16 protein-coding genes and 2 pseudogenes are annotated in these 22,623 nt (G+C 57.1%); 15 read left to right on the forward strand and 3 right to left on the reverse strand.

Features of this window, described 5'->3' with window-relative positions; genetic code table 11:
* Positions 1–53: 53 nt before the first annotated feature.
* Together repB and repA are read right to left on the reverse strand one after the other, a co-directional pair.
* Positions 54–977: a plasmid partitioning protein RepB gene (gene repB, locus IV89_RS18395; RefSeq protein ID WP_160171643.1), complete on the reverse strand. Its 924-nt coding sequence runs from the start codon at positions 975–977 to the stop codon at positions 54–56.
* On the reverse strand, positions 967–2,112 hold the full coding sequence (repA, locus tag IV89_RS18400; protein ID WP_160171644.1) for a plasmid partitioning protein RepA: 1,146 nt from the start codon (positions 2,110–2,112) through the stop codon (positions 967–969). The genes repB and repA overlap by 11 nt, the downstream gene beginning before the upstream one ends.
* Positions 2,113–3,592: 1,480 nt before the next feature.
* Here repA and IV89_RS18405 point away from each other — a divergent pair.
* The 3 genes and pseudogenes from IV89_RS18405 (at position 3,593) to IV89_RS18415 (ending at position 8,034) form a co-directional block, all read left to right on the forward strand.
* Complete coding sequence (locus IV89_RS18405) at positions 3,593–5,473, forward strand: nucleoside-diphosphate sugar epimerase/dehydratase (RefSeq protein WP_235183681.1); 1,881 nt, start codon at positions 3,593–3,595, stop codon at positions 5,471–5,473.
* A 172-nt stretch (positions 5,474–5,645) separates the two neighbouring features.
* A pseudogene (locus tag IV89_RS18410) lies at positions 5,646–6,742 on the forward strand (IS3 family transposase).
* Between the two features lie 23 nt (positions 6,743–6,765).
* Positions 6,766–8,034 (forward strand): annotated as a pseudogene (locus IV89_RS18415) (IS256 family transposase).
* A gap of 342 nt (positions 8,035–8,376) precedes the next feature.
* Here IV89_RS18415 and IV89_RS18420 read toward each other — a convergent pair.
* On the reverse strand, positions 8,377–8,895 hold the full coding sequence (locus tag IV89_RS18420) for a transcriptional activator RfaH (RefSeq protein ID WP_037941562.1): 519 nt from the start codon (positions 8,893–8,895) through the stop codon (positions 8,377–8,379).
* A 232-nt stretch (positions 8,896–9,127) separates the two neighbouring features.
* On the opposite strand from IV89_RS18420, the gene IV89_RS18425 reads away from it, so the two are divergent.
* From IV89_RS18425 to IV89_RS18480, 12 genes are all read left to right on the forward strand, one after another.
* Positions 9,128–9,484 carry a MarR family EPS-associated transcriptional regulator gene (locus IV89_RS18425; protein WP_081858731.1) on the forward strand — a complete coding sequence of 119 codons (357 nt, stop codon included), beginning with the start codon at positions 9,128–9,130 and terminating at the stop codon, positions 9,482–9,484.
* Between the two features lie 103 nt (positions 9,485–9,587).
* The gene (locus IV89_RS18430; RefSeq protein ID WP_037941551.1) at positions 9,588–10,892 is read left to right on the forward strand and encodes a UDP-glucose/GDP-mannose dehydrogenase family protein; all 1,305 of its coding nucleotides are present in this window, start codon (positions 9,588–9,590) and stop codon (positions 10,890–10,892) included.
* Positions 10,889–11,893, forward strand: coding sequence for an SDR family NAD(P)-dependent oxidoreductase (locus tag IV89_RS18435; protein ID WP_037941549.1), 1,005 nt, complete (start codon positions 10,889–10,891; stop codon positions 11,891–11,893). The genes IV89_RS18430 and IV89_RS18435 overlap by 4 nt, the downstream gene beginning before the upstream one ends.
* A gap of 153 nt (positions 11,894–12,046) precedes the next feature.
* The gene (locus IV89_RS18440) at positions 12,047–13,330 is read left to right on the forward strand and encodes a hypothetical protein (protein ID WP_037941547.1); all 1,284 of its coding nucleotides are present in this window, start codon (positions 12,047–12,049) and stop codon (positions 13,328–13,330) included.
* Positions 13,323–14,510 carry a glycosyltransferase gene (locus tag IV89_RS18445; RefSeq protein ID WP_037941545.1) on the forward strand — a complete coding sequence of 396 codons (1,188 nt, stop codon included), beginning with the start codon at positions 13,323–13,325 and terminating at the stop codon, positions 14,508–14,510. Before IV89_RS18440 ends, IV89_RS18445 begins: the two co-directional genes overlap by 8 nt.
* Entirely contained in the window at positions 14,507–15,787 is a 1,281-nt protein-coding gene (locus tag IV89_RS18450; RefSeq protein ID WP_037941544.1) for a glycosyltransferase, read from the forward strand. Before IV89_RS18445 ends, IV89_RS18450 begins: the two co-directional genes overlap by 4 nt.
* Positions 15,784–16,704 carry a glycosyltransferase gene (locus tag IV89_RS18455; RefSeq protein ID WP_051843803.1) on the forward strand — a complete coding sequence of 307 codons (921 nt, stop codon included), beginning with the start codon at positions 15,784–15,786 and terminating at the stop codon, positions 16,702–16,704. Before IV89_RS18450 ends, IV89_RS18455 begins: the two co-directional genes overlap by 4 nt.
* Positions 16,701–17,873: a glycosyltransferase gene (locus IV89_RS18460; protein ID WP_037941543.1), complete on the forward strand. Its 1,173-nt coding sequence runs from the start codon at positions 16,701–16,703 to the stop codon at positions 17,871–17,873. Before IV89_RS18455 ends, IV89_RS18460 begins: the two co-directional genes overlap by 4 nt.
* A complete protein-coding gene (locus IV89_RS18465; RefSeq protein ID WP_152553131.1) occupies positions 17,848–19,371 on the forward strand; it encodes an oligosaccharide flippase family protein in 1,524 nt (507 codons plus the stop codon). Before IV89_RS18460 ends, IV89_RS18465 begins: the two co-directional genes overlap by 26 nt.
* Positions 19,368–20,579, forward strand: a complete 1,212-nt coding sequence (locus tag IV89_RS18470; RefSeq protein WP_051843802.1) for a glycosyltransferase — start codon at positions 19,368–19,370, stop codon at positions 20,577–20,579. Before IV89_RS18465 ends, IV89_RS18470 begins: the two co-directional genes overlap by 4 nt.
* Positions 20,576–21,514 (forward strand): SDR family NAD(P)-dependent oxidoreductase, encoded by a 939-nt coding sequence (locus IV89_RS18475; protein ID WP_037941541.1) that lies wholly within the window; start codon positions 20,576–20,578, stop codon positions 21,512–21,514. Before IV89_RS18470 ends, IV89_RS18475 begins: the two co-directional genes overlap by 4 nt.
* Before the next feature lie 74 nt (positions 21,515–21,588).
* A complete protein-coding gene (locus IV89_RS18480) occupies positions 21,589–22,623 on the forward strand; it encodes a polysaccharide biosynthesis protein (protein ID WP_037941540.1) in 1,035 nt (344 codons plus the stop codon).

Below are 22,623 nucleotides of genomic sequence, written 5' to 3' on the forward strand. Positions count from 1 at the left end.
GTTTGCTGCTCGTTGTTTTTTGACGTCTTGACCGCGGTCAAGACGCGGGGTTGTTACTTTGGCCCATCTTGACCGCGGTCAAGAAGCTCAATTATCAGCTTGCGCACAGCCTCCTCCACACGTGGGGCAAGATCTGCGTCAGCGTCGATAGTGATACGATTACCCCTTCGCCCGACCTTCACGCGCTCGTCGGGGTGCGCCGAGGGAGCCGATGGCTTGGTGGTCGTCAGCAAGGTAACCGCTGCTTCCAGACGATCGGGGCCTGGTAAATTGCGGGGGATTTTGGTGGCAATTTCGCGGGCTTTTGCGCCGTCTTTCTCGCACAACCGAAAGAGCTTTTCCCAGACCCGTCGACCAACGCCGTGCGCAGGTCCAATAGCCTGAATCAATTCAGTAGGAATGCCTGTCGCGATACGGTTCATCCGTGAGACAAGCGATTCATCTATCTGAAGTGCCCGATACGCAACGGTCTGAGCGTTCTTACGCGCCTCGTCTGTCTTCCCAAGTTCCCGAATTATCCCGGCTACGAACAGAGCTCGCTCAATGAAGGATGGGTCTTGGCGGGCATTGTTTTCCACACCTTGGGCAATGAGTGCTTCCTCGTCGGTCATCTGCATGACCGTTGCGCGCACCTTCTGACCAAGTTCGCGGCAGGCGAGAAGCCTGCGGCGACCATAGACAATCTCAAGGGATCCATTCGAGGTTCTGCGAACCAAAACTGGAACTTTTTGACCGTGCTCGCGGATCGACGAGACAAGATCATCCAGCCCATCACTGGGATCAATGCGGTCCATGACCGCGGACATCTGTATGGCGTTCGGGTCTATCAGCCGTGTGGCGTGTTTATCTTCTTCAAGAATGGATGCTTGTGCGCGAGCTACGGTCGGGCTCGTGCGGCTCGTATCCAAATTTTCTTCCGAAGGCGACGCTTCACCCATCGCATTCTTTAAGGAATTTCCGAAGACTTTACGTGCCATCACTACGCCCCCATGCCTTGAGGATTTCTCGTTCGACCTCATCCGTCACGCGAGACACGGACTCGGTCGCGCGCTCGTATGTTCGGCGGTTCACGTCGCGAGGTTCTACCTCAAATATGCTCTGTTGGGTATTTGCAGCGTCACCCACGGCAGTTGATTTGAGGAACTCAGCAGATAGCACCGCATCTCCAAGCACTGTCCGAAGCAGAGATGAAATTTGAACCTGCGGCCCATCGGTATTTTCGTAGCGAGTGATGAGAACTCTAACGAAGTTCAGCCCGTGTTCGGGGGCATGCGTCTCGACTACGCCCATCAAGTTACTCGCCATCGCCAAAAAGCTCGCAAGCGACATGACGTCAAGCATAGAGGCGTTCAGCGGGATCAGTACCCCAGTCGATGCAAAAAGAGCCGAGATCACTGAGAAGTTCAGCTGTGGTGGGGTATCAAACAGTACCACATCATATTGGCTTAAGACTGGATCAAGTGCATCTCTGATGCGGCTATGGAACGTGGTGGTGCCTTCTCTGAAGCTCAGTGCGACCTCGAACTCGTACTCCATGATGTCCATGGATGCCGGGATCAGGTCGACAGTTGGGAAGTTCGTTTCGCGAATGATTTCTGCCGCGGGCAGGGGATCGTCGGATTTGATAAGATCGTATGAGGTTGGCATATCCGGATCAAGCTCGGGCGTAACACCGAACAGGTTCGTCAGGCTTGCCTGGCTATCAAGATCGATTAGCAAGACCCGGTACCCTCGTAGACCCAATAATTGCCCAATGTGAGCAACAGATGATGTCTTGGCGGAGCCACCCTTCAGGTTGAAGATCGTCAAAACCTGACAGGCTTCTCCCGGTCTTCTGTGGGGATGCTCTTCTGGTTTTATCCTTCCGGTCTTAAGAAGCAGGCGTTGTGCCTCAACCATCTCCTCTGCGGAAAAGCTACGGCGATTGCCGCCCTCCAAAATACCTTCGGGGAAGCCTTCGAGGTTTGACACATGATGTCGGAAGGTGTTCTGATTGATGCGAAGTAGTTCCGCCGCTTCCCGCATGGCGAAGCGCCGGAGTCCCTTCTGGGCGTCCGGCGGGAAGGTTTCCTGCGCATGCTCATGCAACCGGTTACCCAGTCGCTTAGACATTACTTCAAATCTCTGGGAGGCTCGAATCCCGCTCATTGCTGCCCTCAAGTCTTTATTGTTTGGGAGATATTAACAGATATGGCGGATTAATCTAGGATAAACTGTTGAGCGGCTTGAGGGCGTTGAGGTCTAATACTCGTAGCGACAGTAAACTGTTAAATATCAGCGACTTAACATTTATGATCTCTCGACAATTCAACAGTTTGTTGCGCGCGCAGAAGTAAACACAAGATGTATTTTGTGTACATATTTAAATCGGCACGGTTCTCGAATGTCCGATTCCTTTGGATATATGTCGAGCGAGCCGAGTACCCTTTGCAGGCTCTAAAAGTGTTCTTTCCGATGACGGCTGGCAACTCTTTTGCTTTCGGGGTCGACGTTAAAGCATCGTATCTATTTAGCCAAAGACGGGAAGCCTTAGGGATCTCGTCCCCTCCGCCAACCATGATAGCCGAACTGATCTGGTGGTGGTTGTAAAGACGAAGCGAGATTCTGACGTCAATGTTTGCCACCATCACTAGTTATCGTAATCCGCACAGTCGGAGCCCAACACTGGTCAGGAATGGCCCAGTCGAATGCGACGGGAAGTTGGCGTAGACCAAAGTATGCGTTGGGCTGCAGCGCAACAGGTGCAAAAATTCACACATGGGTATTGGTAGGAATGGGCGGAATTGAACCGCCGACGACACAGTAATCTGCTGCTAAAAGGGTTTATAAATCCCGTGTCCCACCGCGGCACTCCCAGATACCGAACTGGTAATCAGTCGGATATTCGGGAGCTTAGGTTGTGGTAGTATGTAGGATCCATTCGGCCATGCTACGTCGTCGTTGAACCTAGTTCAAGAACGAGTTTTTAAACCCTTCTGGAACAGCCATCTAACGTCAGCGTTCACTTATGTTTTACGACCTATTCAACAGGTGAAGCATTGGTAATTGAAGCGAAATCACCATGGATCGATGCTAACCGCACGCACTTCCGGCAAGCCAAGGCCATCCGCAGCCCTTCGCCGGCTGACATAGATGTCGCGCGGTGGGGTGTTTTCACCGCAAGCTATGCTGACGGCTCTGGCAAACTGCGAAATTGTCAGCTGACAATTTATATTGTATAATCATTACATTGATTTATGGATCATGCCCGGCATGCGACCATAGAAGGGATCAGCAGTATGACGATCTGCTAATCCTCCGCGCCATTTCTACGAATCCTCCTTATGATGTCGGGATGGACAATCTTCTCATCGGGGCACTTTGGCGCTTTATTACCAGCAGTTTCTTGCGTATTCCATTTTGGCGTGTCTCTTAATATAGGGGGGTAAGAGGAGGAATATCCAACATCTTGCGGCCGTAACAAGGCAAGAGCCAAGACCCTGTCCCACAGGCCGCTGATCCGCAAGAAATACCTTCGTGGAACGAAACTAATTTGGTACCCTCAGTACATTACAAACGACTTTTATTTTCATAGAAAATTATCGCCATGCACATGAACAGTATTCACGACCTTTCGAGGGCGAAGAAGCGGGCCATTTTTCTGGCTGTCGACAGCATGCTCGTTCCTCTTGCTCTCTATTGCGCCTTTGCCTTTCGGTACGGTACGGGCACCCCTTGGATGCCGATCGCAGACAGTTGGGTTCTTTTCCCCGTCATCTCGATGTGGGGCGTTGGTATCATCTGGGCACTGCGGCTTCATCGGATCAAGCTTAACGCTTTTGATACTCATTCCATGTCAAACATTGGCGTAGCGTCGCTGTTGATTGCCTTCAGTGCAGTGATGCTGAGTTATTGGCTAAAGCTGTCGGCACCGCGGTCTGTACCGCTTCTTTTGGGGTTGTTCTTCTGCATCTTCGCCGTCGCGGCACGTGTAGTAGGGCTGAACCTGCTGCGCTGGCTGTCAGAGCGCGGCGGCAACCGTAAACCCGTCGCGATCTATGGGGCAGGGGCCGCGGGTATCCAATTGGCAGCCGCCTTGAGGCAGGCCAGCGAAGCGCGGCCTGTGTTCTTCATCGACGACAACCCGAACTTGCACGGTCTCATGGTCGCGGGGCTGCCTGTTCATGACCCCGCCAAACTCGGGAAGCTGGTCAAAACGCGCGATATCGAACAGATCTTACTGGCCGTGCCATCAATGGCCAAGAAGCGTAGGGACGAGCTGATCTCCAAGCTCAGCGTTCATGAGGTCGAGGTGCAGGTGCTGCCGTCCTATGTGGACCTGATGTCTGGCAAAGGACCCGCTGATAGTCTGCGCACCGTCGCGCCGGATCAGCTTTTGGGCCGCGATAAGGTTGATCTTGATACGCCTGAAATCGCCAAGACTTATGCCGGTCGCGTTGTGATGGTGACCGGGGCAGGGGGCTCCATCGGGTCCGAGCTTTGTCGGCAGCTGCTCAACTGTAACCCGGCTCGGATTGTACTGTTTGAACAAGGTGAGTTCCAATTGTACTCGATTGACCAGGAGCTGCAGCCTGAGGCGAAGGCCACCGGGATCCATATTGTCAGCCGTCTTGGCTCGGTCACCAACAAGGCGCGCGTCGCCGGTGTGATCGCTGAGGAGGGGGTGGAGGTTGTCCTCCACACCGCGGCCTATAAACACGTGCCGCTGGTCGAGGAAAATGAGCTAGAAGGCGCGCGCAACAACGTGCTCGGGACCCAAGTCGTCGCCGAATCCGCCGCTGAGGCGAAGCTGGAGCGCTTCATTCTGGTCTCCACCGACAAAGCCGTGCGGCCGACAAATATCATGGGTGCCACCAAACGGATGGCCGAGCTGGTGGTGCAGGATGTCCAGACGCGAAATGCTGCTACAAAATTTGCCATGGTGCGCTTTGGAAACGTGCTTGGGTCCTCAGGTTCGGTCTTACCACTGTTCCAAAAACAGATCGCTCGCGGAGGGCCGGTGACGGTAACCCACAAAGATGTCACCCGTTTCTTCATGACAATTCCCGAAGCGGCACGTTTGGTCTTGCTGGCTGGTGCCTATGCAAAAGGGAGCGACGTGTTCGTGCTGGATATGGGGGAGCCACAGAAGATCATCGATATCGCTCGCCGTATGATCACGCTCTCCGGCCGAAAGGTTAAGGATTCGGAGACGGGTGAGGGGGATATCGAGATAAAAGTGACTGGTCTGCGGCCAGGTGAGAAGCTCTACGAAGAGCTATTGATCGACGACGACAGCTTGTTGCCGACACCACATGCGAAGATCCTCCGAGCGCGAGAGGGGATGCTGAGCCAAATTGAAGTGGCTGCAATGGTAAGGGAATTGAACGGCTCAATTTCGTCGGCGGACTCGATACGGTTGCGGAGGTTGATTGCCGCGCGGGTCGAAGGGTATCACGTACAAGAGAGCGATGTTTGCAACATAGAAGCTTGATCTATTGTTTGTTCAATCGATGAACCGGGCCGGTAAACTTTAGCTATGCTGGCTGGATAGGGTTTCAAGTACCATCTCGTCATTTGTATGTTTGAGCTACCCCCTGAAGTTCGGACACAGACGTAAGCTGCGATTTGTAGTCTGCTGATCTTCACCACGAAGGAGATCAGATATGTCTAAACGGAAACAACATCACCCAGAGTTCAAAGCCAAGGTGGCGTTGGAAGCGCTGAAGGGCGAAGAAACAGTCAGCGAGCTGGCCAGTCGGTTTGGAGTGCATCCAACAATGATCCATCAATGGAAGCGTGCTCTACTCGAAGGCGCGTCAGGCGTATTTGAGCGCGGTGGCCGGAAGGCACCGGAAGTCGATGAAGAACAAATGAAAGACCTGCATGCCAAGATTGGGGAGTTGGCCGTCGCCAACGATTTTTTGGCCAAAAAGCTCAAACCCTGGACCGGCAAGTGAGGCGCAAGATGATTGAGCCTGCCAACGCCAACCTGCCCATCAGCAAGCAATGCAAGCTGTTGTCGATCTCGCGATCATCGTTTTACTACGAGCCCAAGGGCGAAAGTGAAATGAATCTCGATCTGATGCGCGTGATCGACAAGCAGTTCCTTGAGACCCCGTTTTACGGGGTGCGCCAGATGACATGGCACCTGCGGAATGACGACCATCTCGTGAACGAGAAGCGGATCAGACGGCTAATGCGGCTGATGGGCCTCATGCCGATCTATCAAAAGCCCAACACAAGCAAAGCCGCGAAGGGGCACAAGATCTACCCCTATCTTCTGCGCGGTCTGCGTGTGGATCGGCCCAATCAGGTCTGGTGCTCGGATATCATCTATCTGCCCATGCGGCGCGGCTTCTTGTATCTGGTCGCGATCATGGACTGGCACACACGTAAGGTACTGGCATGGCGGATATCAAACACGCTGGAAGCAGGGTTTTGCGTCGATGCGCTGAACGAAGCCATCCACAAGTTCGGCCCGCCATAGATTATGAACACCGACCAGGGCAGTCAGTTCACGTCATTCGTCTGGACGGACCGGTTGCGCCGATCCGGCGTGGGTATCTCAATGGATGGCAAGGGACGGTTCCTCGACAACATCTTCGTAGAACGGCTCTGGCGATCTCTGAAATACGAGTGTGTCTACCTGCATGCCTGGGAGACCGGGTCGGAAGCGAAAGCAGGTGTCGGCAAGTGGATCGAGTTCTATAATCGCAAGCGCCCACGGGACTATCCTGAATTTTGTGCGCTGACGTGGTAACTGCTCACAGAGGAGACCCACGTATGAGCATCGACAAAGACTTGCTGGACCGTCTGATGGAAGGGCGTTCACCCGGTGACCTGTTTGGCAAGAGCGGCATCCTGGCGGAGCTGACCAAGGCGCTGGCGGAACGCGCGCTGAGCACAGAGATGGATGTCCATCTCGATGAAGAGCGCGCAGATGATGCGCCTGAGGGCCAGAACCAGCCGCCCAATCGGCGCAATGGCAGCAGCCAGAAGACCGTGACCATGGACAGCGGCAAGGTGGTTCTGGACATTCCCCGCGACCGGAACGGCACCTTCGATCCGATGCTGATCGCGAAGTATCAGCGGCGCTTTCCTGAATTCGACCGCAAGATTGTCATCATGTATGCCCGGGGAATGACGACCCGAGAGATCTAGGGGCATATCGAGGAAATCTACGGCGTCGAGGCCTCGCCCAGCCTGATTTCCGCGATCACCGACGCGGTCATGGAGGAGGTCACCGCCTGGCAGAACCGCCCGCTGGAGCCGTGCTATCCGATCGTCTTCATGGACGCGATCCGGGTCAATATCCGCAGCGACGGGGCGGTCTCGAACAAGGCGGTCTTCGTAGCCCTCGCGGTGCTGCCGGATGGCACGCGGGACGTTCTGGGCCTGTGGTTTCAGGCCAATGAGGGCGCGAAGTTCTGGGCCAAAGTGCTCAGCGACCTGCGCAACCCAATCGTCGGGGAAACGATCCCCCGGATCGTTTCCTGACCCTCCTCATACGTCCAGGACATCCTCATCGCCGTCGTGGACGGGCTGAAGGGCTTTCCCCAGGCCATCGAGGCCGCATTCCCCCAGACTCGGATCCAGACCTGCATCGTCCATCTGCTGCGCCATTCCATGAACTTCGCCAGCTACAAGGACCGCAAGGCCGTCGCCGCCGCCCTCAAGGCGATCTACACGGCCGTGGACGTCGAGGCGGCAGAACTGGCTCTGGCTGAGTTCGAGGACAGCGATCTGGCAAGGCAGTATCCGGCGATCGCGCCGAGCTGGCGCCGGGCCTGGAACGAGGTCATCCCGTTCCTCGATTACCCGCCCGAGGTCCGCAGGCTGATCTACACCACGAATTCCATTGAGGCCTTGAACTCGAAAATTCGCCGTGCCGTCAGAACCCGAGGTCATTTCCCAAGCGACGACGCTGCGGCGAAATTGATCTATCTGGCGCTCAATGCTACATCGACCGAGTGGAAGCGTTCGGTCCGCGAATGGCACGCTGTCAGATCTCAGCTTGCCATCATGTTCGAAGACCGCTTCCCGATGGCGTAAGAAAACGCGTCACGCACAAAATTCTGCACAGTCTCGCGCCCACATTCCGCCCTTGGCGGTCAACCACCCGCTGTGATCTATTGGCAGCGAAATGAAACAACCCAAACCGATCAGCAGGTGCAAAGAGTAGCTTAAATTACGCCAGATCCTGTCCAACAAATGGGGAGTAGCTCACAACATTCTTGCCGAAACAGGCCAAAACTACACTTGGCTAGACGCGCTCCAGATCCTCGGAACGGCAGTGTCAGGCCTCCTGCTCCTCATCCTGTCTGGTGCGGTGATGACCCTCGGCTTTATGTCGATGAGGTTGGAAAAGGTGACGCAGGGCAGCGAAGGGGCGCACTAAACCGCCCGCAACTGCGCCTCTTCCGCTCTCACGCGCGTCTGTCCGCCCATGAGGTCCATCAAGATCCAAACGCGGCGATCCGCATCGATCTTCTCGACCTCTCCGACAAAATCAGAGAACGGGCCTTTGGTAAACGTCACGGCGTCCCCCGTCGCGAGAGCGGACGCCGCGACCAGTTTGCCCATACTGTCGCATCGCGCCTTTAATCCATCCACAAGCCCGTCCGGCACTGGCGCGGGCGCGCGACCAAAGCTGACCAGCCGCGTGATACCTTGCGTTGAATTGACAGCCCGCCAGCAGCCTTGAGCAGCACTGAACGCGACAAAGATGTAGCCAGGGAAGAGGGGGCGCCGCGCGGTCACAAAACGACTAGACCGCTGCTGTGTGGTCTCTTCGAGAGGGAGAAACGTCTCAAACGCCTGCCGTTCGAGATTGCGTTTTGCAATCTGTGCGCTGTTCGGCTTCAACTGAGCCAAGAACCAACTCATCTCACATTCGGCGACATTCTGTGTCATCTCACACCCCTTAACAAACCACGACGCCATATACCGTTCAATTTCGAACGATTGCAACATCGAGGGCGTCGCACCTTAGTCCTAAACCTCGACTTTTACGGTTGCCTATTAATTAACCTTTCGCTACTGCTCAAATTTGAACGATGGAATATCTATTCGTCACGCCAGCTAAACTTTCACGGAGCGCCGTACAGGCAGCTCTAGTGCGGTAGCCTGCCAAGATCACAGCCATATGACACGCTCCCAACTTCAAGAAGACATGCACTTCCGCATACTGCGATTGCTTCAGGAAAACCCTGAAATGTCGCAACGCGACTTGGCAAAAGCCGTGGGCGTGAGCGTGGGCCGCATCAACTACGTGCTCAACGCTTTGGTGGACAAAGGGCTAGTGAAATTGGGCAACTTCACGGCGGCAAAGGATAAACGAAGATACGCCTATGTGCTGACCTCGAAGGGGATCGCAAAACGTGCGGCGCTCACGCGGTCATTCTTGGCGCGGAAGGTGGCTGAGTATGAAGCTCTGAAACACGAGATTGAGATGCTACAAAGCGAGTTGCCTGAAACCACACACGAAAAGCGAAAAATCTAATAGCCCGTATAATTGCCTTCGCCCAAATTCATTAAGAGTTGCACAAAAAGAATCCGAACATGAGACAAAATATAAGTTTGCGACTACACAGGATCTCCCCACAATGAAAATTGCAATGATTGGAACCGGCTATGTTGGCCTTGTATCTGGCGTCTGCTTCTCCGATTTCGGGCATGACGTTGTCTGTGTCGACAAGTTGCCTGAGAAGATTACAATGCTTGAGCGAGGCGAAGTGCCGATCTACGAGCCAGGTCTCGACGCCGTACTAGAGCGAAATGTCGCCGCTGGGCGCTTGACCTTCACGACGGATTTGGCATCGGCAGTAGAAGGAGCAGACGCTGTTTTCATTGCTGTAGGAACTCCAACCCGTCGTGGCGACGGACACGCAGATCTAAGTTATGTGATGACGGCGGCTGAGGACATCGCTCATGCACTTACCGATTATGCGGTCGTCGTGACCAAATCGACCGTCCCCCTCGGCACCAATCGCAAAGTCGCGGAAACGATCCGCGCAGCCAATCCAAATGCTGACTTTGACGTCGCCTCAAACCCTGAATTCCTGCGCGAAGGTGCGGCGATTGAGGACTTCATGAAACCCGACCGGGTTATCGTCGGCGTTGAAACAGAGCGTGCACAATCGGTTATGGGGGGTATCTATCGGCCACTCTACCTGCGCGACTTCCCCATAGTCTATACTGACCTCGAGACCGCCGAGATGATCAAATACGCGGCGAATGCGTTTCTCGCCACCAAGATCAGCTTCATCAACGATATCGCCGCTCTGTGCGAACGGGTCGGTGCCGACGTGAAAACCGTTGCAAGGGGCATGGGGCTAGATGGAAGGATAGGTAACAAATTTCTCCATGCTGGCCCAGGTTATGGTGGCTCCTGTTTTCCCAAAGACACCTCTGCCCTAACGAGGATCGGGCAAGAACACGGCGTTCCACAGCGCATCGTCGAGTCGGCGATAATGGTCAACGATACAACCAAACGTCGAATGATCGACAAAGTGATCGATCTTTGCGGAGGATCAGTCAACGGCAAAACCATCGCGGTGCTTGGCGTCACCTTCAAACCCGAAACCGACGACATGCGCGATGCGCCAGCCTTAACGATAGTGCCGGCTCTCGTAGGCGGCGGAGCCACGGTACGGGTTGTGGATCCACAAGGTCGCAAGGAGGGCGAAGCCTTGCTTGCGGGGGTAGATTGGATGGAAGACCCCTATTCGGCCGGCGACGGAGCGGACGCAATCGTAATATTAACCGAATGGAACGCCTTTCGCGCGCTTGACCTTACTCGAATTGCAACGAGTATGACCTCACCAGCCATGGCTGATCTACGAAACATCTACGAAGAGGATGCCGCCAGATTGGCCGGTTTCACAAAATACATAGGGGTAGGACGTTGAGAACAGCTTTCATCACAGGAACCGGTGGGTTCATCGGCTTTCATTTGGCAGAGCATCTCTTGCAGCAAGGTTGGAACGTTGCGGGCTTTGACGGCATGACTGACTACTATGATGTACGGCTCAAAGAACGACGCATCGAGATGCTCCGTCAGCATCCGAACTTCTTCTTCACGCAGGCCATGCTCGAAGACAACAATGCCGTGCAGACAGCTGTAAACGCCGCTAAACCTGACGTTATTGTGCATCTCGCAGCGCAGGCTGGTGTACGTTACAGCCTCGAGAATCCGCGCGCCTATATTGACGCCAATATCGTCGGCACTTTCAATATAATGGAGGCTGCGCGTAATGTACCTGTTAAACACCTCCTCATGGCTTCAACCAGCTCAGCCTATGGCGCAAACACTGAAATGCCATTCTCCGAAACACAAAAGGCCGACACACAGCTCACGATTTATGCGGCCACCAAGAAAGCCAACGAGTCTATGGGCCATTCCTATGCTCATATCTACGACCTGCCGACCACAATGTTCCGTTTCTTCACGGTCTATGGTCCCTGGGGTCGACCTGACATGGCCCTGTTCAAGTTCACCAAAGGCATCCTCGAAGGGACGCCGATCGACATTTACAACAACGGCGACATGTACCGCGACTTCACCTATGTCACCGACCTGGTGCGCGGAATAGCTCTATTGATTGACGCCGTACCTAACGGCCCTGATACCGCAGTGGTAGGAGATAGCCTCTCGCCGGCGGCTCCTTTCCGAGTGGTGAATATCGGCAATTCCGACAAGGTGCGATTACTCGATTTCATCGACGCGATCGAAGAGGAGATCGGCCAGAAGGCGATCCGCAACTATATGCCGATGCAAACCGGCGACGTGCCCGCAACCTGGGCCGACGCCTCGGTACTGCAGCAACTGACCGGCTATCGCCCGCAAACCCCGTTCCGCGAAGGCGTCGCCCGTTTCGTCCGCTGGTATCGGGATTACTACGATGTTTGATCGGGCGCATGCCTATCGACCCGAGATAGATGGATTGGGCGCCTTCGCGGTATTGCCGGTGATCTTGTTCCACGCCGGCGCTTGCGACGTCGCAGCTACGCCTGTTTCCATGATGTCCGATCTAAACGAACGTGGAAAAGCTAGGCGTCTCGAATGAAAATCAAAGTCACTCCCATGGCAATACAGACTGCCTGCGTGATGGTGGTGTGCGTTTGGGCTTTGACGCCGCCGCTGGCGTATAGTGGCGTCGCGCGCCTGGCCTCTGTAGGTGCTGTGGGATGTTGGCTTTTAATCGAAGCTGAGCGGCCGCGTGGGATCGTGCGCGCGCCAACCTTGCCTGTGTTGATGGTGTTTGTTTACACGGCTTATACCATGTTTTTCGAGGTTATGACCCACGGGGTCAGTGGGATTATCAGTAGTATTCAGCTTTATATCCTGTTGTTCTTCCTGCTGGCGCAGCAGGCACGTCGCAACGAGATGGCCAGCCTCTATCCTGTTTTCTGGCTAGTGGTCGGCCTGAATGTCGTCTGGATAACCTCGACACTTGCTTATCTCTCGACGATCGACGCGCGAGCGATGCGTGTGCTTGTTCGTTCGGGCGCTGAAGCCGAACAACTCAGTGCTCTGGGGGTCGGGGGCTATGCAATGGCTTATGGTGCCGTGCTTTTGGTTCCGGTGCTGACAATTTTGTCGTTGCGGCCGCGCTTGATTGATCGGCTTCATCCGCCGCGTTTCCTGACAGCATTTCCTCTACTTCCGCGGCTGACAATCTGGTATCTGACGGCGGCATCCCTATCTTTGATCGTCCTATCGCAGTTCTCGACGGCCGTTCTGGTTCTGACCGTTGTTATGTCACTGACGCTAATTCTGTGGCGCCTCAACAATATTCGGCTGTTTTCTGCGCTGTTCGCAACAGTCTTTCTGGTCCTCTTCGGCCAGGCGATTTTGATCGAGGTTCTGCTCGTGCTGCGCAACTTTGCCGAGGGGACCAATTACACACTCAAGATCAATGACCTGCTGGCCTCCTTGCAAGCCGATGCCGCGTTGGGGACGGCGCAAGATCGGATCGAACGTTATATGCGTAGTGCAACGCTGTTCCTCAGGTCTCCACTTTGGGGTGTGTTGTACTATACCGACGTAGGCAAGCACTCGACGATCCTCGACGCTTTTGCCCGTTGGGGCATAGTGATCGGGGCTGTCCTAGTCTATCTCATCTCCTTCGTTCAGATCCGCGCCCTACGGAGCCTGCATGCCGTGTCCGGGGGGGCTGGTGTTGCCCTTGGGACTTTGGCTGCAGTCTTGCTGGTCTTCGGCTTGAACAAGCACTTCTTGGCGGCAGGGATCACGGTTTTCGTCATCTACCCCTTGGTTTACGCGGCGATGAAATCGCGGCCAAATCCCAAAGAACAGATCCGAAGCGAGGCAGCCCATGCGTAATATCGTAATCCTTGCGGGTGGCTATGGGCTGGATACGCGCAACGCCTCGGCTGTTCGGGCATTGGGTTTGGCGCAAATGATCCAGAGCCTTGGCTATCAGGTGATCGTCATGGGCAAGTTCAAGGATGCGCCCAAGGCCGCGCGCAGTCGCGCCGGTGTCCTGCTCGACGGCGTGACGTGTCGCGACATCGGCCAACCGATCGCGAACAACCCTTGCGCCAACTATGTCGTCAGCGCAGATCCGCTCATGCAGGTCGTCGACGAGCAGGGAGCAGAGCAGGTGCTTGCAGTCTTGTGCTATAATTACCCAGCGCGGGGGGCGTGGTCGATGATCCGCCAGGCCCGGCGGCGAGGCATTGCGCCGATCCTTGATTGCACCGAATGGTATGGTTGGGAGGGGCGCAAGATCCTGCGGAACCTGTGGCGGTTGACCGGCGTTGCGATGCGCATGCGGGTTCTGACGAGGCTGGCAGGCAATGTCAGTTGCGCTTCGCGGTGGTTTCAAGCGCATGTCGCGGGGCAGCACACGGTTCTGTGGCCCTTCGTTCTGGACACAACGCGTCCCGAATGGCAGCGCAGCCCGGCTCCCGACCCTGCGCGGCCTGCGCATCTTGTTTATTCCGGCTCTCCAGGCTTAGGGATGCACAAGGATCGGCTGCCGCTCATGATCGCATCGCTGGCAAGGTTGACGGCCGAGGGGCACGATTTCCGCATTTCGGTCGCGGGCATGACGCGCGAACAATACCTTGCCATCCAGCCCTTGGACCAGTCGCGACTCGACGCGATGGAGGGAAAGCTCAGGTTTCTGAATCGCGTTCCTCACAGCGCGTCCATTGCGCTGTTGCGCGATGCGGATTTCTCGGTGTTCTTTCGCGAATCCAACCGGGTATCCAACACCGGTTTCGCCACCAAATTCGTCGAGGCCTCGGCACTGGGCGTGCCGGTCATCTCAAACCCGACCAGCGATATCCCGCTGTATCTGCGCGACGGAGAGAACGGAATCATGGCTGCCAGCATCGCCGATGCGGATGTCGACGACGCCTTGCGTCGTGCCATCACGATGCCCCCTGACCGGCGCGCCGCGATGATCAACACCTGTCGTCGAGAAAACACTTTTGACATGCGCGCCTGGCAAGACGATGCCCGCGCTTTCCTTGAAAACTTGCGGGGCCTCAAATGACCGACCGCGTGATCCGCGTTCTGTGGACATCGAATATTGACCTTCCAGCCGCAGCGCCCGCGCTGGGTTTGAAACCGACCCCATTCGGCGGTTGGCTGACTCTGATGACCAGCCGGTTGGCGCGTCTGGCAGGGTTCGAGATCGCCGTTGCCATGCGGTCCGAGTCTCGCCGCTTCCAGAAGGTCGAGGTAGACGGCATCACCTATTACGCGCTGCCGCAGCAACGCGACCGGTTCGACGTGGCCCAAGCAGATGTTAGCCACGTCCTGGCCGATTTCATGCCCGATATCTTGCATGTGGAAGGGGCCGAGATGCGCCACGCGCGGCGTTTCTTGAACACCTGGACGGGGCCGCGCCTGTTGTCGATGCAAGGCGTGTTGAATGGTTATGCCAGCTACGAACTGGGACGCCTGCCTGTATTCTCGATGCTGAACCCATTGCGCCCGCGCCTCATGTTGACGGCGGCGGCGCTCTTGTTCAAGCGCCAGCGACAGTTCATGCCGAGGCTGCCATCCGAACGGTTGGCCATGCAGTCGGCGAACCATATTATGGGACGAACCCTGTGGGATCAGGCCCAGGCGAAAGCGTTGTCACCGGACGCAACCTATCATCACTGCGCGCGGATCTTGCGCGACGTGTTCTATAAAGCCGCCTGGGCCAATGATGCGTGCGAGGAGTTCTCGATCTTTATCGGAAACGGGGCATCGCCGCGAAAAGGTGCGCATGTTGTCGTGCAGGCATTGGCGCAACTGTTGCGTTATTTCCCGACGGCCACCTTGCACATAGCAGGTCAGGATCCGCGCACCTTGCCGCGCCGATCGCCCAAACGCTATGTCGGCTACCCGGTCTATCTGCTGGACATGATCCGCAAACTGGGGGTCGAACCGAATGTCCGTTTCACTGGTGTCCTGAATGCCCGTCAGATGGCCGACCGGATGGCGCAGTCGCATGTCTGTCTGATGGCCTCGATCATCGAGAACAGCCCGAACACGCTGGGTGAGGCGATGATATTGGGCGTGCCCACCGTTTCCGCCTATGCGGGCGGGGCGCCTTCCATGGCGCGCGATGAGGTCGAAGCGCTTTTCTATCGTCCCGACGATCCCGCAATGCTCGCGTTCCAGATCCGGCGAATCTTCGAGGATCGCATGCTGGCCCAGCGTTTGTCGCAAGCGGCGCGGGCGCGGGCTTTGACAACCCATGACCCGGACAACAATCTGGCCGACCTGGTTACTGCCTATGAGGCGATCATGGCAGAACACCCAGAGGTGAAGGCATGACCCCACGCGCCCCGATCGTCGTGTTCGGATATAACCGCCCCGACCACCTGACACAGACCCTGACCCATCTCGCACAGGCGCAAGGGGCCTCTGAAAGCGATCTGTGGATCTTTTGCGATGGCCCCAAGCCGAACGCCGACCGTACCAAGGTCGAGGCTGTGCGTACGGTGGCCAATGATCCAGTGTGGCGCGACAAGTTCGGGTCGGTTCGGGTTATTGCGTCCGAAGCCAACAAGGGCCTGGCACGGTCGATCATCGGCGGTGTCAGCGCCGCAATGGACAAGGCCGGGCGCGCCATCGTGGTCGAGGACGACGTGCTGGTCGCGCCCGATTTTCTCGATTTCATGAATGATTGCCTGAACTTCTACGCCGATGACCAGTCCGTAGGCTCGATCACCGGGTTCTCGCCTTTCAGAGCACGGCCCGCCGGCTACGCAAAGGACGTCATGGCCATTCCGCGCAATTGCAGCCAATGCTGGGCCACCTGGGCCGATCGTTGGGCCGAAGTCGATTGGGAAGCCCGCGGCGCCGCGAAGCTCTGGCGCGATCCTTCCTTGCGGCGGCGTTTCAACGCGGCGGGGAATGACCGCGTTGACCGTCTGCATCGCCAATTGGCCGGCAAGATCGATTCCTGGTCGATCCGCTTTGGCCTGTGGCAGACATTGAGCGGGCGGCACACGATCTACCCTGTCGAAAACCGCGTGCGAAACATCGGATACGACGGCAGCGGCGTGCATACCCGCCTCGGTCAGGACGTCAACGCCCACGCCCTGACCGAGGCGCGCGCCTACACGCTGGAACACGTCACGGAAGATCGCGCGATCTTGCGGCAGGTGGCGAACATCTATGGCGGACCGTGGCTCAAACGGGTGTTGCGGGGGCTTCGCACATGGATGCGGTCAAAGGGGAACTCATGAAGAGCGTCCTGTTTCATTACCCCATCCTGAACGTCGGCGGCGCGGAAAAATCCAGCATGAGGATGATCCATGCCCTCTGCGACCGGGGGTGGGACGTCACGCTGGTCTTGACCACGGGGGGCGGCGCGATGGAGCCCGAGGTCGACCCCCGCGTCAAGCTGGTGCGCTTGCGCCCGCGCGCCCTTGGCCTGCGCTTTGCCAAGGCGCGGGGACTGGGTGGTAAACTGCTGACCTTGCCCGACCTGATGGGCTATGGCGCGATGCGCCTGATCGGCGCGCTGCGGATGCTGCCGTTCCGGTTTCGACGCTATGACGCGGCGGCGGTCCTTTTGATGGGCACGCCCAGCGATTTCGTGCGCAAAACCGTTCGCGCCCGCACGCGCGCGATCTGGATTCGGAACGATTTGTCTGGGGCAGATCCGACAGGTCGCGTGGCCAGGGTGCTGCGTAACGCAGCGAGCAGGATCGACCATTTCATCTGCGTGTCCGAAGTCTCGCGCAAGTCGCTTGTGCAGGTTGTCCCCGAGGCCGAGGGAAAGGATGTTGTGGTCTACAACATTCTTGACGCGGCAAAGATGCGCAGCCAGGCGGAACTTGAGCCGGCACCCTTCAACCAAGGCCCCGAGGGCGCGGTCACCATCCTGAGCGTCTGCCGCCTGAACGACCGGGCCAAAGCGCTTTTGCGTATGGCGCGTGTCTGCGCAGCCTTGAAAGGCAAGGGGCATCGGTTTCACTGGTATATCGCCGGTGAAGGCTCGGATCGCGCGGGGCTGGAAGCCGAGATTGACGCGCTGGGGATCGGTGATTGCATGACGCTGCTGGGCAGCCTGAAGAACCCCTTTCCGGCGTATCGCGCGGCCGACATCGTCGCCATGCTGTCGAATTACGAAGGGCTGTGCGGCGTGGTCAACGAGGCACGGGTGCTTGAAAAACCGATCATCGCGACACGCGTGTCGGGCATAGACGAGCAGTTGACAGACGGCGTCAACGGGCTGGTTGTCGAGCAGGATGAAGAGGCCATCGTTGCAGGCTTGTCCCAGTTGATCACGGACAAGGCCCTTTGCGAGAAGCTTGCCATGGGCGGCTATCCTGTTGCGTTGTTGGACGACATCAAAAAGCTGGATCGGTTGGAATCCTTGTTTCTTGGCAATAGGTCACAGCATGAGTAAACGAGTATCTGGTGCAGCGCTGTCCTACCTGCTGATTTTCGTTAAGTTGGTCGTCACGCTGTTTTTCACCCCGATCCTAGTCTCGTCGCTGGGAGTGGACGGCTATGGCCTCTATACTCTGGTCGGGGCGCTGGCAGCGTATCTGTATATTCTCGATTTCGGGATGAATGACTCTGTCTTGCGGTTTTTCGTGGCGCACGAGAACGAACCCGTCGAGCGCGACGCCTTTCTGGCCAAAATGCTGGGGCTTTACAGTGGTGTCGGTGTGCTAGTCCTGCTGGGTGCTTACACGATGAGCCTGTTGGCCGAACCGGTTTTCGGGTCAAGCAACACGCCTGAGCAGGTCGAGACCCTCAGCGCGATGATCATAATCACGGGGATAGGGGCTGCGAGTATCGTGGCGCTGAATCCGATCGGTGCATTGCTCTCCGCGACCGAGTCCTTCGTCTTCTTGCGGAGCATGGAAATCGCGGCGACCGTCTTGGCCGCTCTGGTGATGGTACTTGTTCTGCGTACCGGGGGCGATGCGGTTGATGTCGTCATGGTCTCGGCGGCTTTGGCAATCGTGCAGGCTGTTTTGCGTATTTTCTATGCCGTCTTCGTGTTGCATGCGCAGATCCGATTTGCGTTACCCGACCGCGAGACGCTGGGGCGCGTGGGTGGCTATGCCGCGCCAATTTTCGTGGTGATGATCGCCGAGACCCTGTTCTGGAAGCTTGACAGCATCCTGATTGGGGCTGTCTTGGGTTCCGCGCCAGTCGCCATTTTTTCAATTGGGGTGACCTTCAACAAATATTTCGGTAGCTTTGCCGCCGCTCTCTCGCGCGTCATGACCCCTGAAATCATTCGCCAGATCGACCGAGGGGCGGATGCGACGGTGCTGACAGATTTGATGATCCGGATTTCAAGGATCCAGGCGATGTTCCTGTTGGTGATCCTCAGTGCGCTGGCGATCTTGGGTCAGCGGTTTCTTGTGCTTTGGCTGGGGCCTGAATTCGCACCGGCCTATTGGGTAATGCTCGCGATCCTGATACCGTATACGCTGGAACTCAGCGGGAATACGCGCAACATCATCTTGCAGGTCAAGGGGCTTTATTGGCAGCGCTCGGCCATCACGATGACTATGGCCTTGCTAAATATCCCGCTGACTCTGGCGCTGCTGCAGATCTGGGGCGTGGTTGGCGCAGCGATCAGCACCGGGATTGCGGTGTTTGTCGGCTATGTGCTGATCGCGCTGCTGCTGAAGCTTCGGGTCGGTATGGAGATAGGGCGCTATTGGCTCGAAACCGCGCGGGGCATCCTGCCGCTGGCGGTGGTGGTGACGGCTCTGGGCCTGTTGGCTGAACGCTATTTGCCGAGCGGCTGGAAGGCTTTGCTATTGGGCGGGCTTGTGCATCTCACGGTCTTCGGCCTGGCGATCTATTGGCTGGCCGCCAGCCCGGACGAGCGGGTCTTAATTGATCGGTTCCTGCGGCGTTTCCGGAGGACCAGAACATGAGCAGGCAACGCCCCTGGATCGCCTATGTCGGCCCGGTCGCGTTCCCCGAGGGTGGGGCTGCGGCGCGGAGGATCCTTGGCAACGCCAAGGCGCTGTTTGGGGCAGGCTATGACGTAGTAGTCCTTTCGGGGCAGCGCCCGGATGAGCGGGGCGCGCAATTCGATGTTGCGCCCGGGATCCGCTGTGTCAGCACCAACGAGCGTGACGCGGAACATCTGCCCAAGGCGCTGCGCTACGTACGGTATGCGCTGATGGGTGCTCGCAGCCGTCAGTGGCTTGAGGCGCAGGCCGATCTGCCGGATGCCGTAATCCTTTATTCCGGGTATTCGCCTTATCTTCTTCAGTTTACAGGATGGGCGCGACGCATGGGTGTCCCGTTGCTCTTCGATGCCGTTGAATGGTATGCTGCACCCAATCGGCTGCGCTTCCTCGCCTCGCCCTATCTGTGGAATACCGAGATCGCGATGCGGGTGCTGATCCCGCGGCTCGACAGTGTGATCGCGATAAGTAGCGCGCTCGAGGGGTATTATCACGCAAAGGGTCTGCCGGTCGGGCGGGTTCCGCCGCTGTTCGACACTGATGAGATCACCGCCACCGATCCGGATCCGGATGGACGGCTGCGGCTGGCCTATTCGGGATCGCCTGGCCGCAAGGATCTGATTGATATCGTGATCGAAGGCGTGCTTGAGCGCGATGCGGGCAGGGGGCGGATTGTTCTGGATATCGCCGGTGTCACCGAGGACGAGTTGCGCCGTCGGCCGCCGCTGCAACGGCGCGGAGGCACGATCCCCAAAGCCCTGCGGGCCCACGGGCAAGTCAGTCATGCCCGCTCGGCCGAGATCGTGGGCGGGGCGGACTTTACCGTCTTCCTGCGCGCGGTGAACCGTGTCTCGACCCATGGCTTTCCGACGAAATTTGTCGAAAGCTTGGCCTTGGGCACGCCGGTCATAGCAAACCTGACCAGTGACCTGGCCGACCATCTGCGCGATGGCGAGACCGGGCTGGAATGCACGGAACCGACCGCCCCGACGCTGGGCCTGGTTCTGGATCGCGCGCTTGCGCTTGATGCCGATGCACGCGTCACCATGCGACGCGCCGCCCGAGCCGAGGCCGAGAGGGCCTTTGCGGTTCAGGCCCATGTTGCCACCTTGGGTGAATTAATCAATACGGCGGTCAGCATCGCTAACAACAAAGGAACGAAAACATGAAAGCACTTGTGACCGGCGGCGCGGGGTTTATTGGATCGAATATCTGCACGGCATTGCAGCGTGAGGGGGCTGAGGTGACGATTCTTGACGACCTGAGTTCCGGTCATGCCCTCAATCTCGAGGCCTTGCCCGATGCGAAGTTTATCAAAGGCGACATCCGGGATGCGGACGCGGTCGCGCGCGCGGTATCGGGGTGCGAGGTGGTGTTTCACCTTGCGGCATCAGTTGGCAACAAGCGGTCCATTGACCATCCGGACGAGGACACAGCGATCAACGTCAACGGCACACTGACGGTGCTTGATGCCGCACGGGCAGCTGGCGTTCGCAAGGTCGTGGTTTCGTCGTCGGCCGGGATCTATGGCGAACTCAAAACCATCCCGATCACCGAGGACCACCCAATTGACCCGTTGACCCCTTATGGCGTGTCGAAGCTCTACACCGAAAAGATGTCGCTGGCCTTTGCTCACGTCTACGGAATCGAGGCAATCTGTTTACGCTATTTCAATGTCTACGGGCCGAACCAACGGTTCGACGCTTATGGTAATGTGATCCCCATCTTTGCATTCCGCGCGCTGCGTGGTGAGCCAATCACGATCTTTGGTGATGGCCAGCAGACCCGCGATTTTGTTCATGTCGATGACGTCGTTCAGGCAAACCTAAAGGCTGCCCAGAACCGCGGAACTTCGGGCGCGTTCAATATCGCTAGCGGAACGCAGATTAGCATACTGGATCTTGCCCAAGCGGTGAATGCGCATGTCGATGCACCGGTCGCGATTCAGCATGGCCCCGAGCGGGCCGGAGACGTAGCGCATAGCCTGGCCGATATCAGCGCAGCACGAGACGGGTTCGACTTTAATCCCGTGTTTGCCATGAAACCGGGCTTGGCGCAATATATGGACTGGGCGAAGCACGAAATGAAGCGGCAGAACGCCTGACACGATCCACCGGTGCGAAAACCATCATCCTTTGACCCTAAGCACTTTTCTCGAATTCCCGAAAGGATCTCTCAATGCTCGATGACGTAACACTCATGATAACCGGTGGCACAGGCAGCTTCGGCAACGCCGTGCTGCGGCGCTTCCTCGATTCCGATGTCCGAGAAATCCGCATTTTCAGCCGGGACGAGAAAAAGCAGGACGACATGCGCAAGCGGTATCGTAGCGATAAGATCAAGTTCTTCCTAGGCGATGTCCGTAACCGCGACAGCCTGCTCGATGCCATGCACGGGGTCGATTACGTGTTCCATGCCGCTGCGCTAAAACAGGTTCCGTCATGCGAGTTTTTCCCACTCGAAGCCGTGCAGACCAACGTTCTGGGGACAGCCAACGTGATTGACGCCGCGCATCGCTCTGGAATTCAGAAGATGATTTGTCTGTCGACCGACAAGGCCGTCTATCCGATCAACGCCATGGGCACCTCAAAGGCGATGATGGAAAAAGTCGCGACCGGCAAGGCCCGTGCCATCAACCCCGACCGCATGACGATTTGCTGCACACGATATGGTAACGTCATGGCCTCACGCGGATCGGTCATCCCGCTTTTCGTGCGCCAGATCCAAGCTGGCGAGTCGCTGACCATCACTGATCCTGACATGACCCGTTTCATGATGACCCTCGATCATGCGGTAGATCTGGTCCTGTTCGGTTACGAACATGGTGCTACTGGCGATGTGCTAGTGCAGAAAGCCCCCGCAGCGACAATCATGGTCCTTGCCAAGGCGCTGCTCGAGCTCTTCGAAAAGCCGAAACACCCGATCAGGATCCTCGGGACCCGGCACGGCGAGAAGAAGCACGAGACCCTACTGTCGCGTGAAGAACTCGCGCAGGCGATGGACTTGGGCGATTACTACCGCGTTCCGGCAGACATGCGCGATCTGAACTATGGCGTTTATACTGACACTGGCGAAAGCAAGATCAGCAAAAGTTTTGACTACACATCGGAGAACACGGATCAACTGGACATTGAAGGAATGAAGGCGCTTCTGCTTCAACTGCCGTTCATCCGTGCAACGCTCGCCGGCGAAACCGCTGATCCGGAGGTTTAA

The organism is Sulfitobacter sp. CB2047 (genome assembly GCF_000735125.2).
Lineage (GTDB): Bacteria > Pseudomonadota > Alphaproteobacteria > Rhodobacterales > Rhodobacteraceae > Sulfitobacter > Sulfitobacter pontiacus.